Here is an 18,807-nt window from a genome sequence, read left to right on the forward strand (position 1 = left end):
AGTGTGGCGAGGGAGCTTGCTCCCGCTGGGGTGCGAAGCGCCCCCAAAGCCAGACACCGCGATTTACCTGAAAAACCGCGCTGTCTGGATGGGGGCTGCTGCGCAGCCCAGCGGGAGCAAGCTCCCTCGCCACGGGTTGGGCGCCGCCCATAAGCGCGGCGCCGACGGCTATTGCGCCGGGTTGGCCTTCATTTTTTCAGCAATTTTCTTGTCCACGGCTTCGCGGATCTGGTCGATGCTGAAGCTGGCCGGTTTCTGGCTCGGCGGGTACTCGATAAACGTCTCGAGGAACTTCGCCGACTTGGTCACTGCCACCGCACCCAGGTAGATGTTTTTGGTGCTCCAGTCGTAGTACTGGTCAGACACCACATCCGCCCGTTCATACGGGTCCATCCTCAGGTTGAAGATCTTCGGTACACGCAACTGCACGAATGGCTCGCTCCAGACCCGGAAACCGCCCGGCTGGCGCTGTTCGGCGAACACGACTTTCCAGTTGTCGAAACGTACCGCCACCAACACGCCGTCATCGTTGAAGTAGAAGAACTCGTGACGCGCGCCCTTGGGTTGTTGGCCCGTCAGGTACGGCAGTTGGTTGTAGCCGTCCAGGTGCACCTTGAAGTTGCTGCCGCCGGCCGTCGGGGCCCAGCCCTTGAGCAGCTTGTCTTTCACGTCTGCGTCACCCGCGGCAGCCAACAGAGTAGGGAACCAGTCCATGCCCGAGACCATTTCGTTGGAGACTTCGCCAGGCTTGATCTTGCCCGGCCAGCGGATGATCGCCGGCACTCGATAGGCGCCTTCCCAGTTGGAGTCTTTCTCGTTGCGAAACGGCGTGGTTGCCGCGTCTGGCCACGAGAACTGGTTCGGGCCGTTGTCGGTTGTATAGACCACGATAGTGTTATCGGTGATTTTCAGGTCGTCGAGGGTTTGCAGGAGTTTGCCCACATCGCCGTCGTGTTCCAGCATGCCGTCGGCGTACTCGTTACCGGGCATGCCGCTCTGGCCCTTCATCGAGTCACGTACGTGGGTGAACACGTGCATGCGCGTGGTGTTCATCCACACGAAGAACGGCTTGTTGGCTTCGGCCTGCTTCTTGATAAACGCCTGGGCGGCTGCGGTGGTTTCGTCGTCGATGGTTTCCATGCGCTTGGCGGTCAGGGCGCCGGTGTCTTCGATCTTGCCGTCGGCAAAGCTGTGGATCACACCGCGCGGGGTATTGGCCTTGACGAAATCGGCGTCATCCTTGGGCCAGTATGGGCGCTCAGGTTCCTCCTCGGCATTGAGGTGGTACAGGTTGCCGAAGAACTCATCGAAACCATGGTTGGTCGGCAGGTATTCATCCTTGTCGCCCAGGTGGTTTTTGCCAAACTGCCCGGTGGAATAGCCCAGCCCTTTAAGCGCCTGGGCGATGGTGATGTCGCGTTTTTGCAGGCCCACCGGTGCACCGGGAATCCCCACCTTGGACAAGCCAGTGCGCAACGGCGTCTGGCCCGTGATAAAGGATGAGCGCCCGGCGGTGCAGCTGTTCTCCGCGTAGTAGTCGGTGAACAGCATGCCTTCCTTGGCGATGCGGTCAATGTTCGGGGTTTTGTAACCCACCACGCCCATGGAGTAGGCGCTGATGTTGGTTTGCCCAATGTCATCGCCGAATATCACCAGGATATTCGGCTTGTCGGCGGCCCAGGCTGATGCCGAGACCCCCATCACCGATACTGCCACCAGGGCGAGTTTCGGCAGCCACTTGCGTATGCGAGTCATCTGACTTGCTCCTTTCTCGGCTTGAGTCGCATTGCCTGCGACCAACGTTTATTACAGTCCATCGCGACGTCTTTTCTTATTGCACCTGCTTTTGCACAGCGGGCTCGAAGGGGTAGATACGGTTCCACTCGGTCGCCATGTCCACCACGGTCCAGCCTTTTGTCTTGGCTTCATCCAGCGCCTTGTCCAGGCGTCCGATTTGAGAGCTGCGGTCATAGGCCCACTCGCGCCTGGCGTCGGTGTGGTGCACCAGGCCCATGAAGCGTTTGCCAGTCCCTGCTGCCGTCCACTGGAGCATTTGCAGGTCACCGTCGGAGTTGCCGAAGGCCAGGATCGGCCGGCGGCCAATGATCGCCTCGATGCTTTCCGGCTTGCCCGGGCCGTCGTCGTTGTGGGCGAGCTTGGCGGTGCGCAGTACCTGCGGGGCGCCGTTCTTGATCTGGAATGCGGTGACGAAGCTGGAGCCGATCACCTGTTCCGGTGGCACGCCGTAGACCACCTCGGCGAAGGCACGCATGAAGGCGGTATCCCCACCGGAGACGATGTAGGTCTTGAATTGCTGGCTGCGCAGGTAGTCGAGCATCTCCAGCATCGGCTGGTAGATCATCTCGGTGTAGGGCTTGCCGGTTTTCGGGTGGCGAGCCTGGGTGAGCCAGGTTTTGGCATTGTCGACAAAGGCGTCGGTGCTGATGCCGGTGTGGGTCGCGCCGATGATTTTCAACAGGCCGTCCATGCCGCTTTGGGCCAGGGCCTGGTGATCGTTCTCGAGCACGGCCTTGAACGGTTGGGTGGTTTTCCATTCGGGGTGCTGCGGCGCCAGGCGTTTGATTGCGTCGAAGGCAAACAGCACCTCGAAATAAGCCGGCTGTTCGCTCCACAGCGTGCCGTCGTTATCGAATACGGCGATGCGCTCGGCGGGTTTTACGTAGTCCGTGGAGCCTTCGGCAGTCACGGCCTGGACGAATTCGATGATGTGTTTTTTGCTCGGTCCATCGTTCCACGAGGGCAGCGGATCAGCCGCCATTGCCGGCAGGCTGAACAGCAGCAGAAGAGGCAAGACAGAACGGAGGGACGTCATGGGAAATCCTTTTCGCGACGGGGGTTCAGTGGTAGCAAGCGTAGTCGACGAAACAGCCAGCGCAATGCCGCGCAACCACGTCGCCACAGTGGTGGAATTCGTGACCATATGCCATGCACGAGGTAGGCAACCAGCACCAGCAATACCAAGGCGGTACCCCACGCCAGCCCGTGCCGCGACCACTGCCAGCGGCTGTGCTGGCCGAGTTGCTTGAGGTCCTGGGCGATGGAAAACGTCGGGGTGTAGGCGCTCGCCGCTGTTGCCTCGACGGTGATCTCGGGTACCCGGGTGATTTGCAGGTGATGGTTGCGGCTGTCCCACCATTTCACACTGATGGCGGGCAGTTGGTAATGGCCGGCCTGCTCGACACGGTAAACCTGGCGGTCGATGCGTTGGCCGCCGGTGGTGGTGCCGCGTCCATCATCCAGGTTGCTGATGACGGGCGACTGCGGGTAGCGGCGCAAACCTTTCACATTGGCCTGGTCGGGCGGTGGCAAAGACAGGCCGGGGGTGTTGTCGGCTTGCAGGGTGAGCGTGCGGGTGAAGGTGTCGCCGACCTTGGGCGGTGTGGTGGTGACGGTCTGGGTCAGGCGCAGCCCGTCGGCCACCAATACGGTTTCCCCGGGTTCGAAGCCAGGTGGCTGGGTAGCCTGGAATGCCAGCGGCGCCGTTTGCGCACTCAACGCCGCAGTGGCCTGGCCGGGCTGGGCCTGTACAGTCAGTGGCGGAATATTGAAGGTCTGGGCCACGGAAGGGGTGATGCGGTAGCGGTAGCGCATGCCGTAGAAGGTCTTGCCCTCGATCACCTGGTTAACGTGCTCGGACTCACTGCCCGGTGCCTGCACCCGTGCGCCGGCCAGTTGCAGCGGCGGCAGGCTGGCGGCGGCGGTGAACCAGCTGTCGGTCAACACATCGACCTGCAATTGCACCTGCTCGCCCACCACGACGTTATTGCCAGGCAACAGTTGTGCCTGCACCCTCAGTTGCGGTTCAGCTGCCCACAACGGACCTGCGATCAGCAGCAACAGCCAGCAGAGCCGGTTCATGGCTGGGCTCCCTGATCCTGAAGGCTGAACTTGCGCCGCAAGAAGTTCGCCGGGGAAGTCGTCAGGTTCTGCAACCACAAGGCATCGTTGCTCGCCTGTTCCGTCTGGATCGCCTTGCTCTTGCCCTTGCCGGCCGCCTTGTCGAACTTGACCGCGTCGGGCTTGACCTCGGGGGCGTTATCGGAGGCGTTTTCGGTGTCTTTTTTCAGCGCCAACGCCAGAGCCAGGTTGGCGCTGGCTTCTGGAAACTGTGGCTGTTGCTGCAACGCCTGTTGATAGGCCGCAATGGCGTCGTCGAACTTGAAGCGGCGCACGTGGATATTGCCCCGGTAAAACGCAGCCTGTGCGGTGTCGAGTTGGGCAAAGGTCGCCAGGGCCAGGTCGTAATCGGCGGCGTTGTAGGCGGCAATGCCTTTCCAGTACGGGTCGACGAACAGCGCGGCAGCGGCGGGGTAGTGATGGTGTTCGTAAGCCCAGCGGCCTTGTTGGTCGCGGGTGAAGAACGCGTCGGTCAAGGCATTGGCTTGCGCGGGGGCCGGTTGCAGGAGCACCCCCAGCACCAGCACCGCCATCCAGTTCAGGCTCCAGCCCCGGCGTACACTGAAAAACGCCAACAGCAGCAGCGGCCAGCACAGCCAGTAACCGGCATCTTTCCATTGCAGGTTGCGCTGTTGTTCGTCGGCGTTCTGGAAGTGCTGTTGCGCGTGCAATTCGACCCAGTCCAGGTCGTCATCGTTGAGGGTCAGGCTGCCCAGTGGCGCGTCGGTGGCGGACGCCAGTTGCTTCAGCGCGTCGGCATCGAAGTTCACACCGACCGCCAGCACCAATACTTGCAACGGGCTGTCGGCCAAGTGTTGTTTGAGTGGCGGCAATTGCGCGAGGTCGGCGCCGTCGGTGACCAGCAACAGCGTGCCTGGGGCCTTCTCGGCCGCCAGCAAACGCTTGGCCTGGTCGATCACCCCGGCGACATCGCGGCCGGGTTTGCTGATCAGGTCGGTGGCCAGGGCCTGGATAAAACTGTCCAGCAGCGCCGGGTCATCCGTCGGTGGCAATACCAGGTGCGCGCTGCCCGCGTACACCATCAACGCGGTACGAGCACCCTGGCGGCGCTGCACCAGGTCCTGCAACTTGTGCTTGGCGGCTTGTAGGCGGGTCGGCGGCACGTCGGCGGTGTCCATCGACGGCGACAGGTCGAGGGCAATGATCAGCGGTGCGCGGTTTTCCAGGAAGTCGGGCCGGTCCTGTTCCCACGTAGGCCCGGCGCTGGCCAGGGCGCCGAGAATCAGCAAGGCACTGACCAAGTGCACCGGTCGCAGGCGATGAGGATCCGTCGGCATCAGCAGCAAATGCGGCAACAGGTGCGGTGCGATATTGCCCCGCAAGCGTCGCTGCAGGTCCTTGCTGCGGCGCCACAGCAGTGGCAGCAACAGGCCCAGCAACCCCAGCAATAGCCAGGCCGGGCGCAGGAAGTGGAAGTCACTGGGGTTGAACTCCATCGCGGACCTCCCGATGGCGCCGTCTCAGGTGGGGCCACAACGCGGCGATCAGGTGGTACAACGCGAGCAGGCCGATGGCCGCCGCCAGGGGCATCCAGAACAGGTCACGCTTGGGCTGGTGGCTCAGGGTCTTCACCTGGTGCGGGGTTATCTGGTCGAGGGTGGCGTAGACCTGGTCCAGGGTGTCGCGGTTTTCGGCACGGAAATAGCGCCCGCCGGTAACGTCGGCAATCTGTTGCAGCGCGCTCAGGTTGACCTTGGACTCACCCGTGGCGTCAGGGTCGCCAATCCCGATGGTATGAATGACCACGCCCTTGGCCGCCGCCATCTTTGCTGCATGGTCCGGCGGGATCGCACTGCTAGTGTCGTTGCCGTCGGTGAGCAGGATCAGCACTTTCTCTTGCTCATGGGCCTGGTCCAGCAGTTTCAGGCTCAGGCCGATAGCATCGCCAAGCGCGGTGTCAGGCCCGGCCATGCCGATGCCGCTGTCATCCAGCAGCAGCGACAGGCTGGCGTGATCGAGGGTCAAGGGGGCTTGGGGATAGGCGCCGCTGCCGAACAGGATCAGGCCGATGCGATCATCCTTGCGGCGCTGGATAAAACCGTGCACCACCTGTTTGACCGCTGCCAGGCGGTTGATCTTCTGGCCGTTGGCGTCGGTAAAGTCCTGGGTTTCCATGGACTGCGAGATGTCGATGGCCAGCATCAAGTCGCGCACCGGTTGTTGGCGTTCGATGGGTTTTTCGATCCAGACCGGGCGGGCAATGGCCAGCACCAGCAACGCCCACACCAGCAGGTTGAGCAGCAATTGCGGGCGGTTGCTGCGGATGCCGCTGGCCGCCGGCGTCTGGCCCACGGCCCGACTGAGGCTGGCAAAAAACGGTACGCGCACCGCGCTGCGGGCTTCGCGGTATTGCGGCAGGTAACGGTAGGCCAGCCATGGCAGCGGCAATAGAAGCAACAGCCAGGGGTAGTCAAGCTGCCACATGGTGATGCTCCACCCAGGCTTTGCACTGGGCCAACAGCTGTTTACGCTGCGCGCTGGAAATATCAACGGATCCATACGCCAGGCTTGCCAGTTGGCGGCTGAAATCCTCCGGCAACGGCGTGCGGCCATGACGCAGCAGGAACGCCTGCCAGTCGGCGCCGCTCAAGGTTGGCACGCGTTGGTGTTCTTCAGGCGCAAGCGGCATCGACAGGGCGACGCGCTTGAGCAGTTCCGGCAACTCTTGCAGGTCCTCAATTACCTTGAGACGCGCCAATGCTTCGCGGCGATAGGCATTGCGCCGCCAGTGCAGCCAGGCACGGATGCCGAGCACAACGAGGCCAATCGCGAGTAAGCCGAGCAGCGCCCACCAGCCCCAGGCCTGCGGCCAATAGCTGACCGGCGCTGGCAAACCCATCTCCTTGAGTTGTTCGATGCTCGGCACATTGGCGTTCATCGCCGCGCTCCATTGCGCCGGCCCAGTTCATCACGCAACTGGTCAATGGCCGGCAACGCGGTGCTGATCATTAACAGCGGCACCTGGCTGCGGCGCAGCAGGCTGGCGACGTCCTTGAGGCGGCCACCCAGGAACTCGCCCAAGGGTTGGCGCACTTGGCGTTTGTGCACGGCCAGTTCGACCTGCAACTGGCCTTGGGTGACCATCAGGTGCCCGGTATCAGGCACGTTCAGCGCCAGCGGGTCGTAGACTTGCAAGGCGATCACATCGTTGTGGGCCGACAGTTGCCGCATCAATTGCAGGGTGCGCTCGCCAGCACCGGCGAAGTCACTGACGATACAAATCAAATGGTCATGCCCGGCCAGCGCCAGGCACTGTTGCAGCACCTTGTCGAGTTGGCCGCAGGCTTCATGGTCCGGATTGCTCGCGCTCAACGCGGCATTCTGCTCGACGATCCGGCTGCACAGGGTTTCGATACGCTTGCGGCTGCGCAACGGCGCCACGCTGTCGATGCGCTCATCGTTGAACACCAGCCCACCAACCCGGTCGCCTGCGTTGAACACCATCCACGCCGCCAGCGCGCCCAACTCAGCCGCGACGGCAGATTTGAAGCTGCGCACCGAGCCGAAGAACATCGACATGCGTTGGTCGACCACAATCAGCGCAGGGCGGTCGCGCTCCTCGGTAAAGGTGCGGATCACCGGTTTGCCGGTGCGCAGGGAGGCACGCCAGTCCAGATGGCGCAGATCGTCGCCGGGTTGGTAGCGGCGCAGTTCATCGAAGTTCAAGCCGCGCCCGCGCAGCCGCGAGGCATGGTTGCCGGCGAGGATGCTGCCCTGGGGCTGGCGCGCGACAAAGCTCAGGCCACGGGTCTGGAACTGCAGCGCCATCAACTGCCCCAGGGACACATAGACCAGGCCATCGGCGTTCATGCCGGGATCGCCACTTTGTCCAGCAGGCGGTCCAGTACCTGGTCGGCGGTGACGCCATCGGCCACCGCGTCGTAGCTCAATTGCAGGCGATGGCGCAGCACCGGATGCGCCACTGAGCGCACATTGTCCGGGGTGACGAAGGCCTGGCCTTGCAGCCAAGCGTCGGCGCGGGCGGCGCGGTCCAGGCCGATGCCGCCACGGGGGCTGGCGCCGAGGCTGATCCAGCGCGCCAGGTCGGCGTCGTAATCGGCGGGGTGGCGCGTGGCGTTGACCAGGTCGATCAGGTAGCGGTCGATCGCGGGGGCCACCTGGATCGCACTGACTTCCTTGCGGGCGGCGAAGATTACCTCGGGCCCGAGGGTGAACCCTTGAGTCGCCGCCGTGGCCGCGTGTCGTTCCTCTTCGCGTAACAGGCGCAGCACCTGGCTTTCGTTTTCGGCGCTGGGGTAATCCAGCAAGACCTTCATCAGGAACCGGTCCATCTGCGCTTCGGGCAGCGGGTAGGTGCCTTCCTGTTCGATGGGGTTTTGCGTGGCGACCACGATAAACAACTCGGGCAGCGGATGGCTGGCACCGGCCACGGTGATCTGGCGTTCTTCCATGGCTTCAAGCAGCGCCGCCTGGACCTTGGCCGGGGCACGGTTGATTTCATCGGCGAGGATCAGGTTGCCGAACAAGGGCCCTGGCTGGAAGCGGATCTGGTTCTGGCCGTCCACCTGGTGCAGCACCTCGGCGCCGGTGATGTCCGAGGGCAGCAGGTCGGGGGTGAACTGGATACGGCTCATCTTCGCATCCAGGTGCCGGGCCAGGGCCTTGACCGTGCGGGTCTTGGCCAGCCCGGGCAGGCTTTCCAGCAGCAAGTGACCGTTGGCCAAAAGGCCGATGAGGATCTGGCGGATCACCTGGTCCTGGCCCAGCACGCTTTCGGCGATGCTGGCTTGCAGGGCGGTTAAATCGTTGAGCGCTGTCATCACAATCATCCTTGAAACGGTGGGTCACCAGGGCGCGGCAACCACGATGTACTGCACGGAGCTGCCGACGTATTGCGGCTGGTACCACGTGGGTCCGCAGTGTTGGTAGGCCACGCCATTGGCGACCACCGAGACGCAATCCACCGGGACCGTGGTGACGCGGGTGCCGATGGCCAGGAGGGTCGCCGTGGTCGCGCCGATGACGGCCGCAGTGGCCCATGGGTGGTACCAGTCATCTCCGTGGGGTGGCGGAGGCGGTGGTGGCGGTGGAGGCGGCATCGGGTACGGATGCGGCCCCGGATACGGATGTGGACCTGGCTCGGGATGCGGGCCAGGCTGGGGGTGGGGCTGCGGGTGCGGTTCCGGGTGCGGCGGCATTGGCCGGGGGGCGGGCATCGGGTGCGGTGCCGGCATTGGCGGGCGGTAGCCACCGCCCCCATGGGGCACCACAAACGTGCGCGCGCCGCCACCGCCGCGTAATTGCCAGGCCTGGGCGGCCAGTGGGTCGAACAGCGTCAGCAGCAAACTTGCGGTCAGCACCGCCGCTGTGCGTTTCATGGCTGCTCTCCCTGAGGCTCCAACTGTTGCAGGGGCACCGCACGGGCACCGGCCGGCGGGGTGAACTCAAAGTCGACAGGCTTGGGCGGGCTGTTGAGCTGCCACAGGTAATTGACGCTGTGCCGGGGGTGCTCGGCGGTGTCACGGCGGCTGATCACCAACCGGCAGGGCAGAGGCTGCGTGCCTTGGCGAACCCACAGTTGCCAGTCGATGTCGGGCTGGCGATAGGCGTAATGGGTGCAGGTCTGGCCGTCGATGGTTTCGCTGCCGATCAGCACAGCGTTGCTGATGCCCACCTCCGTGGCGGTGCCGGGGTTCCAGCGGAACAGGTCGGCCAGAGGCAACTCGATGCCGTAACGCTCGCTCAACTGATCAAGCAACCCGCCGATATCCGCTGGCGCCGCCTGGTTGGCGAAGTAGCCGCTGCGGCTGTCGTAGAGGGTGAATCGCTTGCCGTTGTAGAACAGGCTGCGACGCGAACCGTCGCTTTCCACCGAGACTTGCAGCTTGTCCGGCTGCATCGCCACGAGGCGCGTCTGATGGCTGAATTCGATGGTCTGGCCGTTATCCAACACTTGGTCGGTGTGGCTGTGGGCGTCGATGCGAAACTGCTGCAGGCTGCGCAGATAGCCGCCCATCTGCTCCAGGGCGGTGAGGGCCCTGGGTTCCAGCTCGTCGGCCAAAACGGTGTGAGGGGCGAGCAGCAGGCCTGCCAGCAATAGACGCGCGAGATGAATACGGGACATGGCGCACTCCGTTCATTCCGTGAAGGTGGCTCTCACCAGACGTACTGCAGGCGGAAGGTCCAGGTGTTCACATCGGGCGAGCCGGTGCGCTCGGAGACCGTGTCGTTATAGGCGAGCAGGCCACCAAACTGGGGTGACAGCATAAAACCCAGGCTGGCCCCCAACAGGCCGTTTTCCTGTTTGTTGTCTTGCCAGTCGCCGTCGATCTTGCTTTCGCCGCCGCGGTTATAGGTGGCGTCCAGCGAGACCCAGAGTGCGCGGTTGATGGTGTAGCTGTAGTGACCCTCGATCGCGTACAGCGGCTTTTGCTCCAGCTTGCTGTCGCCGTGGTAATCCTTGTTGGCGCCGAACATCGACACGTAGGTGTTGATCTCCAGCCAGGTGGGGCCAATCGGTGTGCCGAAGCCCAGTTCTGGCTTGAATACCCAGCGGTTGGAGCCGATGTTGATGATGCGGTCCTTGTCATAGTCGCCGGTGGGCATCGTCACCCACAGCGCGCCGGTGAGGAATGTCTCGGGTTTCCAGCTCGCAAACTCTTCGGCGGTAAGAGCGGGGCCACCGAAAATGTTGTGGGCGAACACCACTTGGGCGTCACCGGTACCGCCGTTGTGCTTGGTGCCGCTGAAGTACTGCGCATTGTCGAAGGACGCCGACACGTCGGCGTAGGGCTGGATGAACTGAATGGCGCTGTTGCGCCCGTCGATGCTGAACGAGCGGGCGTAACGGAACAGGTAGAGGTCGGCATTCAGCGACAGGCCGGTGATCGGCAGGGTGGTGTCGATCGGGGTGTTGGTGTCGACCCGGTTGTAGTAGCCGAACACCATGTTCAGGTCCGTCGGGGTGTTTTGCCAATCCCTGGCATTATCGGCAAACCCTATCCCTGGCATCAGTGCCAGCGTGGCGGCGGTAAACGCACTCAGTTGACTACGTGAAACCATGGCTCTACTCCTTGTAAATGCCTGATGTCAGGGGTGCTACGTGATCAGGCGCTATTTGATCGGTGTGAGCGGTGGCAGCTTCCATTGGCCGTTGCCCACTTCGGGCTTGGGCAGGTACATGCGCAACACGGCGTAGAACGGGCCGGGCGGTGCAGGCAGCCAGTTGCTTTGTTCGGCTTTTGGTGGCTCGTGGTGCGCCACCAGCAACGTCAGGCCGCCATCGGCGTCGAGCTTGAAGCTGGGCAACATGCGCGAGTTGAGCAGGTAGCGCTTCTTCAGGTTAGGCACCAGCAGCTTGGTCTTGGCGTCGTACATGGTCAGCGACCAGAACGCATCGGCCGGTGGCAACTGGTCCTTGGCGAAGTGCAGGGTGTAGCTGTGGCGCGCGCCGTTGGCCGGTTTGCCTTCGCTGTCGACAAAGTAGCTCATGTAGGCGGCTTCATCGCTGGAGTTGCCGAAAATGCCCATGTTGGCGCCGGCGTAGCGGTACAGGTAGTTGTTCTGCAGGTGGTCGCGATTGCCGAACAGGTCACCGCTGGACACCTGGTGGGTGTCGACCTTGTCTTTCTTGAACGCGGCAAACTCAGCCTTGCCGTCGGCAATCCCGTCTTCCAGGGCTTTGCGCTGCTCGGCCGTCAGAGCCTTGAGGTCAAACGGCTTGCCGGCTTCGACGCCGATTTTGGCAAACCGTGCAAGCACGTCCTTTTCACTGTCCTGGGGCGCCGCGTAGCCGAGCATGAAGTTGAGGTAGCGAAACAGATGAACGCTGTCGCTCATGGTGGGCGTAGGTTTGGGCCAGGCGATTTTTGGCGGCTTGGTCGGTTTCGGCTGGTTTACGTAGTTGCTGAGGGTCTGGACCTTGTAGCCGCCCTGGATCTGCTTGACCTTGCCCAAGTCCTTGTCGTCGAGCAGTTGCGTGCGGTACAGGGCATAGGCGATGTTGCTTTCGCTGTACACCACGCGGTCGATGTTGGTGGGCTGCTGACCTTTCCAGCCGGGGCCGGCGATCATGTAGTGGCCACCGTTGTTACCGGTGCTGCGGGTGCCCAGGTAGCCAAAGTTCTGGGTGTAGAGGTCGATCAACTGCACTGAGTAGTAGCGGTTGTCTTCGATTTTCGGCAGGGTCAGCACCACGGGCTCGGCGCGCAGGTCGAGCCAGACGAAGGAGTAGGGCGTGTCCGAATTAGGCGTGACGAACGCCGTATCCTTGGGTGTGAACAGCTGCGCGGTGTTGCCGATATGGTTGAACGGCGCCTTGAAGTTCGGCCCGGTCTTGTCGACGGCCTGGGTGTAGAGGGTCTTGTACATCTCCACCACCGGGAAGCCATACAGGTAGGCTTCCTTGGCGATGGCCCGGGCTTCACTCGGCGTAGCAGTGAAATCGGCCCAGGCGCCGGTGCTCATGAGAATCGAGAGGCTCGCCAACAGCAGGCGCGTCGGAGTTCGAATCATGTTGTTGCGTCCTTACTGAATCAGTCTGATGTCGTCGAGTTTCCAGCTTTTGTCGAAGTAAGCCTCGGTGGGCGCATACAGTCGCAAATAGCTGAACCAGTGTTTGCCGGGCAGAGTTTGCACCCAGTTGCTCTCGAAGTCTTTTGGCGCGTGAGGGCCGAAGTAAAGATCTATCGATCCGTCGGCATTTTTCTTCAAATCCTGGCGTGACGACAGGTCGGCCTTGCGCTGTGGGTTGTCGATCAGGCAGCGGCTTTCGATGTCGTACACAGTCATCGACCAGAACTGCTTGGCCGGCGGGTTGGCGCCGACGTGCAAGGTGTAGGACTTGCCGCCATCGAGCCATTCGCCCTTGTTGTCGGTGTAGGCCCCGAGGTAGGTCTGGCCCAGGCCCGGGGTCTTGGAGACCATGCCCTTGGTGTTGGTTACCGCTTCGTAGAACCAGGCGCTGCGCTCCCACAGTTGGTCGTAATAGGCGACGCGCTGGGACGGTTCGGCAATGTTGAGCACGGTGTCCCATTGGCGATCCTTCCAGTACTGGGCCTGGGGGAAACGTTTGGCGAATGCGTTGGCCTTGGCGATCAACTCGCCCACCTGCGCACCTTGCTCCAACGCCTTGCGCTGGTGTTCGTTGGGGTTGAACGGTTTGTCTTTCTCAATGCCCAGGCTCGACAGCATGGCCATGTAGAAACGGTCGCGTTCGTTAACCGGCTCTTTCTGGATAATCCCGTGCAGGCGTTCCCAATAAGCCATGCCGTGCGGCTGGGTACCGGACCAGGGCTTGCCGCCGGGCGACAGCAGGCGGGTTTTGCCAGGGTTGGCACGCTGGGCATAGGGGTACATCTTGAATTGCTCTACCAGGGCCTTGCCCTTGGCCGGGTCGGGGTCGAGGACGCGAAACCCCACCAGCACGTTCATGGTTTCGGACTTGGCCAGGTAGTACTTGCCGGCGTCGGCAGGTGGCTGCTGGCCGGGGGGCAGTACCAGGTACTTGCCGCCTTTGCCCTGGTCGGGGCCGGTCTGGCCCATGTCGATGATTGCACGTTGCCAGAAGTCGCCGATCCCGCCGGCGGTGGGGCCAGGCGGCAATTCGATCACCAGCGGGCCGGTTTCGTTGAGGTCGACAAAACCAAGAATGTACGGCGTAGTGGCGTTGGCCGTGATCACCCCGAGCTTGTCCTCGTAGCTGTTCAGTACCATCAAATCGCCACTGCGGGCGCCGAGCTTGGTGCTGAATTCATCCTGCCATTGGGCGTAGGACACTAACGGCAAGGCCCACAGAAAACTCTGGGTGGCCTGTTGGAAATCCAACTCGCCATACAGCTTGGCGATTTCACTGTGGGCCGGCAGTTCACCGTCCATGGCGATAGGGCCGATGCGGGTGTCCAGGCTCTGTGCCTGTATGGCGCCAGCCAGGGTTAACAGGCACAAACCAGCACTACGAATCAGGGTGTGCATAAAACATCCTTATTTCCCAAACGTGACGTTGATCCCGGCAAACAGGGTGAACTGCGGCAAGCCGTCGCCTTTGCGAGCAACGGTCCACTGCGGTTCGACATAGGCGTTGAGAATGTTGCTGCCGGATTTCCAGGCCTTGCCGGCACCGAAGCCAATAGGGATGTAATGCGTGTCGTTTTTCAGGTCGAAGGTCCAGGTGCCGGTGGAGCGCAAGTACCAGCCTTTGGGCAGGTTATGGATGATGAACGGCTGGAAGGTGGCGCTTTCTACGTGGGCGCGGTCACGGTCACCGGCGAACGAGCTTTGGTATTGCACCAGCGCGCCGAGCAGGCCGCGGGGCGATGCATCGATGGCCACCGCCGCGAGACCGGCCTGCCACTTGCCGGTGCCCAGCTCATCGTGCTCGGCGGTAGGCGCGGTGATCTGCGGGCCGATGCCCAATTGCACGCCATCGGTCTTGAGCAGGAAGATATCGAACAGGTTCAGGTCACCGATCCCGGTGCTGTAGCCGCTGTGAGAATCGGGACGGGTGCTGATCGGCAAGGTGGCGCGCAATAACTGTGGCACACCGATGAAGTCCGACGGGGCAACCGGCAACGTGCCGCGCAGCAGCGTGTCATTGGTATGGGCGTTAGTGTCAAACAACCTCGGCGTGTAATAGTCCTGCAAGTTCGCGCCGGGCGCGAGGTTCAGCGGGTTGTTACTTTTGTTGGCCGTGTCGGCGTTATCGGCTTGGGCCGACAACACAGGCAACACTAAAGCCGCCTGCACTAATGCCGGAATACACAATGACCTGAGCATGACCCTTCCCCAATTCCCTGGTGACGTACCCGATAGCGCGCTTATGCAGGCCGGCGGGTTGCCCTTATTCGCTAATACTTGTAGGACATGTCGTTTGAAGCTAGCAGCAAATTTCAGACTCGCTAGTGCTTCTAACGAATTAGTTGTTTGGTAGGGGGGCGCGTCACAGAAATTTCTGAAGGGGGCAGGCCGCTGAAAATGCGGCCTTTGCCTGGCGGCACTGAAGGGAGGAGGTGATCAGGCGAGTATGGATTTTACTTTGTCGCGCAACTGGTCAATCGAGAACGGTTTGCCGATCACGTGCATGTCGGCGGGCGCGTCGATGTTTTCGGCATAGCCACTGGCAAACAGGATGGGCAGGGCGGGACGTGATGCCCGGGCCTTTTGGGCCAGCTCCTTGCCGTCCATGTCCGGCAAACCGACATCGGTCATCATCAAGTTGATCGCTAACCCGTCTGTGTTGATGATGCTCAGGGCCTGCTCGGCGTCTGCTGCTTCAAGTACATGGTATTCCAGCTCTTCAAGCACATCGACGATCAACATACGCACGATGTCGTCGTCTTCGACTACAAGAATGGTGGAGGCTGGCATAGTGAGGGTTCCCGAACAATTGAGGTACAGGTCTTGATCAGTTGAAAGACCATCCTCTAATGAGTCGCGTCAATCCCGGCAAGTTCCCGAAACAGGGACGGTATTGTGGAGGTATTGGCGGGGAATGTCTCGTGTGCTCGACGATTGAGCCGGGAGGGCCGTTATCCGCTCTTCGCGCACAGCGCTGGCGCCCCTACAGTAGGGGGGCGCCAGCGCCAGGCCAGGGATTAAACGCGGGTGTTGAACAGGCGACTGACGCTCGTGACGTCTTTAGTGGTGTTCATCAAGTCCAGTTCACTGAACTCGACCACCCTGTATTCCGGGACCGCGCGATTGACCCCATAAGGCTCGAGCAACGCGCTGGTTTTACCGCTGTTCAATAGGCTTTCCAGGCCTTTTTCCATCGATTGCTGGGTGGGGAACTTTGCCAGCCCAAAATTCGGGTCGAAGTAAAACCAATGTTTCTGGTTGTTTTCGACCACCACACCCGCCGTCAACCCATGCCCCTCGTCTCGGATCAACAAGGTCTTAGACCTTGGCGATGTGCCGAGTTCGGAAATAATCGAAAGGTGGGAAATCTGAAGCGGGTCCTGCGTTCCATGGAACTGATTCTTCAAAATGTCCTGGAAGTTGGTCAGGTTGTTGCGAAACTTGATGGCGGCTGGCAGGTTCGGATTCGCAATGGTCGAAAAGAAATTCTCAATCAATACGTGCTCCCTTTTTTCCTGAATCGCCAGCGCCATGGCATTTGACAGTGCTGCACATTCACCTTTTGAAAGCAGGTCCGTCTGGCTCAGGTAGAAACCCTGTGGCATTGCAGTGGTGACACCGCCGGCAGCCGTTACTTCATTGTTGAAATATTTGAAGTTATTCAGGCTTACCTCGACGCGGTTTTTTTCGATCAGCCTGAACAACGTCCCTATGTCCTCTGGCGCGTGGCCACCCGCAACGGTTAATTCCTTGAGTTGATTTAACGTCATGCTCGGATAGTAGCCATTAATAGTGTCCGGGTTGCCGGTGTCATAGCCCTTCTTGAATGCGTCGCCATCTATTGCCTTTGCCTGGCTGGTTACTTTTTCAAAGACCAGCGGCAATTCCGGGGTGGGCACGTTCGGCGCCACAACACTACTCAGCCAACTATTAAAGTGGCGGATGCCCTGGACATTGCCCTCGATGGCCGCGACCTTGGGAACAAAGCCCTCCAGAGGGGGGCCGTAGGGGCGCATTTTGTCTGCGTCAAAGGCATACCACTTGCCTTTTTGCAGGACTGCGCCGCCCTCGGCCGTGCTTTCTGCGACATTGAGGGTGCCAATGGCGGCGGTGTTGTAGTGATTGCTGGCGGCTTTCAACAGGTCATAGCTACCGCTCGCACCCTTGAGTTTATTGATCCCTTTGCCAGCGAGTTTTGCGCCGCCCGCAATCAAGTCCCCTAAGCCGTCCAGCGGGTTAAACGCGCCGACGGTGGTTGCCCCGACGATTTTCGTCACCTTCAGTGCCTTTGCAGCCAGGGAAAGGGTTTGGCCCGCGACCTTCACCACCTTGGCTGCTGCGGCCGCGCCGGCGGTGACAAAACCGAATACGTCCATTAACAGGTCGGTCGCGCCGTCCAGGTAATGGCCGTTCTGGAAATTGACAATTGCTGAACGCAACGGAATCAGGTCCAGGAAAAAGTTCGTGACGTTCCACTCGGTTGCGTTCTGTTGGTCGAACGCCGTTACACCTGCGGCATGACTCTTTACGTCGGCACTGTCGATATCCAGGTGCTCAACGAAGGCATCTGCGATGGCCTGGGTGCGAGGGCTGGAGAAACTGGCGGGGATCACCGATGGGCCCGCCGCCGGTGTTCGACCAAATTGCGCGGCATCGACGCCCTTGGGGATAAACGGCTGCGTCTTGAAGATCGTATTCGCCTGTCGCGCTTTCTCGGTGGTCAGTTCCGAGGCCGGGACTTTCTTGATGTGGCCCTTGTGCAGGTCAATTTCATAAACGGTGTCGTGGTTGCCACTGGCCTTCATCCACACCCTCTTATCGGTTTCCTTGAGGGTGCGCGTGGTGAAATTCGTGCCCAATGTGTAGGTTTTTTTCTGAAAAAACTCGATCCCTGCAGATTCCAGATGCTGCCTGTCCGCCAATGGCAAGTGTGCAATAAGGTGTTTGACCGTGGTGCCAATCCCCGTTTTGCGGGAAGTGATCGCCTGCGCATACTGCGTGTCGAAGGTGCTGTTCACATCGAGTTTCAGGGGCTTGGCTGCCGTCGCTTCAAGAATGCGCGGGTCTTCACTCTCCCATTTGTATTGTTCCAGCCCGCTCATCGCGATATCCAGCATCGAAAACCGACCTGCAGGGGCACGATTAGGATCGTAAAGTGGCTGGATTGACGGTTGTTTGCTGTCGACCACCGCCAGGAGCTTTTCTTCAAAAGGCACATTTTCGCCAAACCGTTCCTTCAACTTTGCCAGGGCAATGTCCTTGCGGCTTGGAATTTCAACTTCCAATAACCTGGACGCTTCCCTGCGTTGGGTCATCTGTTGATTGAAGGCGGCCCTGACTGTCTCCAGGTCCGCAGGGCTGTAATCGTCATCGGCTTTTTTGGCAAGAATGCCGTTGGCCACGCCCCAGTTCGCCAGCGCGGATGCCTGGGCATGGCGGGTGGCGTCAAGGTCCTGCAGGCCTGCGTTTTCAGCCGCAGACATGACTTGGGCATAAGTCATGTTCGGGACCTTTCCCGGGGTTTGCGCTTCGATGGTCGCCGCCGCGACGGCCAGGCTGACCCAGGCCATGCTGCCGTAGGTCACGCTGTCCGGTATGTGCTTGACCAAAAACTCGGGGGCCTTCCTTGCCAACAACAAGTACGCGCCGGCCCCGGCCATCTCAGGCGAGGTTCTGGTGCCTTCCTGCAAATGGTTGCGCAGGCCGTCGAGCACTGCGGACGCGGGTTTGCCCCAGTGATCGGGTTGGGCCAAGTCGAAACCGGCCACCTTGTTTCGGTGAGGCGTGGCGATGGACTCCGGGTCCAGCACCAGATTCATGGCCGTGAGGGCGTATTCATTGACGCTTGTCTCGGAGCCGATCCCGTTCAGTTTTGTTTGCATGGCTTGGCCAAGCGCTTGCCCGCGTGGGGAGCTGACCAGGGTTTCCAGTACGTGTGCCGGGTCCTGCAACGTTTCGGCAGAAACCGCCGTGGGGTGGTTCAAGAACTCCAGCACGCCAACGGCTGCACCCTGTTGTGGCGAGTTCGGGTGGCTGCCGGCGTAGCGCATGGCGTCGATCAGCAACACGCGCTGCCCGCTGACACTCAGCGGGACGGGCCATGACAAGCCACCGCCAAAATTGCCGAGAGGGTGTACCAGCGCTTTGTCACCTACCGAGTGCGCCAGGCCTGTGAGTGAGAAATGGCTGGCAGGCAAACTCAGCCCAAGGGAGCCGATGAAGCTTGCAAGGGTGGCCGCGCTGCCTGCCTGTGTGGCGTAGGAGGAGTCCGGATGAATGTCCAGCGGCGTGCTTTGCAGGGCCGCCTGCACCGCCTGAGGGGTGGTGTTTACG

General features: G+C 61.3%; 16 protein-coding genes. All 16 read right to left on the bottom strand.

The window, feature by feature from the left end; all coding sequences use genetic code 11:
• Positions 1–168: 168 nt before the first annotated feature.
• Positions 169–1,755, bottom strand: a complete 1,587-nt coding sequence (locus ACZRN6_RS27825; RefSeq protein WP_322145290.1) for an arylsulfatase — start codon at positions 1,753–1,755, stop codon at positions 169–171.
• A 76-nt stretch (positions 1,756–1,831) separates the two neighbouring features.
• On the bottom strand, positions 1,832–2,833 hold the full coding sequence (locus tag ACZRN6_RS27830; protein ID WP_464009315.1) for an HAD family hydrolase: 1,002 nt from the start codon (positions 2,831–2,833) through the stop codon (positions 1,832–1,834).
• Positions 2,830–3,879: a BatD family protein gene (locus tag ACZRN6_RS27835; RefSeq protein WP_464009316.1), complete on the bottom strand. Its 1,050-nt coding sequence runs from the start codon at positions 3,877–3,879 to the stop codon at positions 2,830–2,832. Before ACZRN6_RS27835 ends, ACZRN6_RS27830 begins: the two co-directional genes overlap by 4 nt.
• Positions 3,876–5,375, bottom strand: a complete 1,500-nt coding sequence (locus ACZRN6_RS27840) for a vWA domain-containing protein (protein WP_322145287.1) — start codon at positions 5,373–5,375, stop codon at positions 3,876–3,878. The genes ACZRN6_RS27835 and ACZRN6_RS27840 overlap by 4 nt, the downstream gene beginning before the upstream one ends.
• Complete coding sequence (locus tag ACZRN6_RS27845; protein ID WP_464009317.1) at positions 5,356–6,363, bottom strand: vWA domain-containing protein; 1,008 nt, start codon at positions 6,361–6,363, stop codon at positions 5,356–5,358. Before ACZRN6_RS27845 ends, ACZRN6_RS27840 begins: the two co-directional genes overlap by 20 nt.
• Positions 6,350–6,817: a DUF4381 domain-containing protein gene (locus ACZRN6_RS27850; protein ID WP_464009318.1), complete on the bottom strand. Its 468-nt coding sequence runs from the start codon at positions 6,815–6,817 to the stop codon at positions 6,350–6,352. The genes ACZRN6_RS27845 and ACZRN6_RS27850 overlap by 14 nt, the downstream gene beginning before the upstream one ends.
• Positions 6,814–7,749, bottom strand: coding sequence for a DUF58 domain-containing protein (locus ACZRN6_RS27855; RefSeq protein WP_464009319.1), 936 nt, complete (start codon positions 7,747–7,749; stop codon positions 6,814–6,816). Before ACZRN6_RS27855 ends, ACZRN6_RS27850 begins: the two co-directional genes overlap by 4 nt.
• Positions 7,746–8,720, bottom strand: a complete 975-nt coding sequence (locus ACZRN6_RS27860) for an AAA family ATPase (protein WP_464009320.1) — start codon at positions 8,718–8,720, stop codon at positions 7,746–7,748. The genes ACZRN6_RS27855 and ACZRN6_RS27860 overlap by 4 nt, the downstream gene beginning before the upstream one ends.
• A 24-nt stretch (positions 8,721–8,744) precedes the next feature.
• Positions 8,745–9,278: a hypothetical protein gene (locus ACZRN6_RS27865; RefSeq protein ID WP_464009321.1), complete on the bottom strand. Its 534-nt coding sequence runs from the start codon at positions 9,276–9,278 to the stop codon at positions 8,745–8,747.
• The gene (locus tag ACZRN6_RS27870; protein ID WP_322145281.1) at positions 9,275–10,024 is read right to left on the bottom strand and encodes a DUF2092 domain-containing protein; all 750 of its coding nucleotides are present in this window, start codon (positions 10,022–10,024) and stop codon (positions 9,275–9,277) included. The genes ACZRN6_RS27865 and ACZRN6_RS27870 overlap by 4 nt, the downstream gene beginning before the upstream one ends.
• A gap of 32 nt (positions 10,025–10,056) precedes the next feature.
• Positions 10,057–10,962, bottom strand: a complete 906-nt coding sequence (locus ACZRN6_RS27875; protein WP_322145280.1) for a transporter — start codon at positions 10,960–10,962, stop codon at positions 10,057–10,059.
• Between the two features lie 51 nt (positions 10,963–11,013).
• Complete coding sequence (locus tag ACZRN6_RS27880) at positions 11,014–12,414, bottom strand: DUF1254 domain-containing protein (RefSeq protein WP_464009322.1); 1,401 nt, start codon at positions 12,412–12,414, stop codon at positions 11,014–11,016.
• A gap of 12 nt (positions 12,415–12,426) precedes the next feature.
• Positions 12,427–13,872 carry a DUF1254 domain-containing protein gene (locus tag ACZRN6_RS27885; protein ID WP_464009323.1) on the bottom strand — a complete coding sequence of 482 codons (1,446 nt, stop codon included), beginning with the start codon at positions 13,870–13,872 and terminating at the stop codon, positions 12,427–12,429.
• Between the two features lie 9 nt (positions 13,873–13,881).
• Positions 13,882–14,673, bottom strand: a complete 792-nt coding sequence (locus ACZRN6_RS27890) for a hypothetical protein (RefSeq protein ID WP_464009324.1) — start codon at positions 14,671–14,673, stop codon at positions 13,882–13,884.
• 237 nt (positions 14,674–14,910) lie between these two features.
• Entirely contained in the window at positions 14,911–15,264 is a 354-nt protein-coding gene (locus tag ACZRN6_RS27895) for a response regulator (protein WP_322145276.1), read from the bottom strand.
• 227 nt (positions 15,265–15,491) lie between these two features.
• Positions 15,492–18,785: a hypothetical protein gene (locus ACZRN6_RS27900; protein WP_464009325.1), complete on the bottom strand. Its 3,294-nt coding sequence runs from the start codon at positions 18,783–18,785 to the stop codon at positions 15,492–15,494.
• Between the last annotated feature and the right edge of the window lie 22 nt (positions 18,786–18,807).

The sequence above is a fragment of the Pseudomonas sp. A125 genome (assembly GCF_055409485.1).

Excerpts from the sequence above, each read along its gene's own strand:
- ACZRN6_RS27895 (WP_322145276.1), bottom strand. The coding sequence starts at position 15,264 with ATGCCAGCCTCCACCATTCTTGTAGTCGAAGACGACGACATCGTGCGT.
- ACZRN6_RS27830 (WP_464009315.1), bottom strand. The coding sequence starts at position 2,833 with ATGACGTCCCTCCGTTCTGTCTTGCCTCTTCTGCTGCTGTTCAGCCTG.
- ACZRN6_RS27885 (WP_464009323.1), bottom strand. The coding sequence starts at position 13,872 with ATGCACACCCTGATTCGTAGTGCTGGTTTGTGCCTGTTAACCCTGGCT.
- ACZRN6_RS27860 (WP_464009320.1), bottom strand. The coding sequence starts at position 8,720 with ATGACAGCGCTCAACGATTTAACCGCCCTGCAAGCCAGCATCGCCGAA.
- ACZRN6_RS27880 (WP_464009322.1), bottom strand. The coding sequence starts at position 12,414 with ATGATTCGAACTCCGACGCGCCTGCTGTTGGCGAGCCTCTCGATTCTC.
- ACZRN6_RS27890 (WP_464009324.1), bottom strand. The coding sequence starts at position 14,673 with ATGCTCAGGTCATTGTGTATTCCGGCATTAGTGCAGGCGGCTTTAGTG.
- ACZRN6_RS27855 (WP_464009319.1), bottom strand. The coding sequence starts at position 7,749 with ATGAACGCCGATGGCCTGGTCTATGTGTCCCTGGGGCAGTTGATGGCG.
- ACZRN6_RS27865 (WP_464009321.1), bottom strand. The coding sequence starts at position 9,278 with ATGAAACGCACAGCGGCGGTGCTGACCGCAAGTTTGCTGCTGACGCTG.
- ACZRN6_RS27850 (WP_464009318.1), bottom strand. The coding sequence starts at position 6,817 with ATGAACGCCAATGTGCCGAGCATCGAACAACTCAAGGAGATGGGTTTG.
- ACZRN6_RS27825 (WP_322145290.1), bottom strand. The coding sequence starts at position 1,755 with ATGACTCGCATACGCAAGTGGCTGCCGAAACTCGCCCTGGTGGCAGTA.
- ACZRN6_RS27875 (WP_322145280.1), bottom strand. The coding sequence starts at position 10,962 with ATGGTTTCACGTAGTCAACTGAGTGCGTTTACCGCCGCCACGCTGGCA.
- ACZRN6_RS27840 (WP_322145287.1), bottom strand. The coding sequence starts at position 5,375 with ATGGAGTTCAACCCCAGTGACTTCCACTTCCTGCGCCCGGCCTGGCTA.
- ACZRN6_RS27835 (WP_464009316.1), bottom strand. The coding sequence starts at position 3,879 with ATGAACCGGCTCTGCTGGCTGTTGCTGCTGATCGCAGGTCCGTTGTGG.
- ACZRN6_RS27870 (WP_322145281.1), bottom strand. The coding sequence starts at position 10,024 with ATGTCCCGTATTCATCTCGCGCGTCTATTGCTGGCAGGCCTGCTGCTC.
- ACZRN6_RS27845 (WP_464009317.1), bottom strand. The coding sequence starts at position 6,363 with ATGTGGCAGCTTGACTACCCCTGGCTGTTGCTTCTATTGCCGCTGCCA.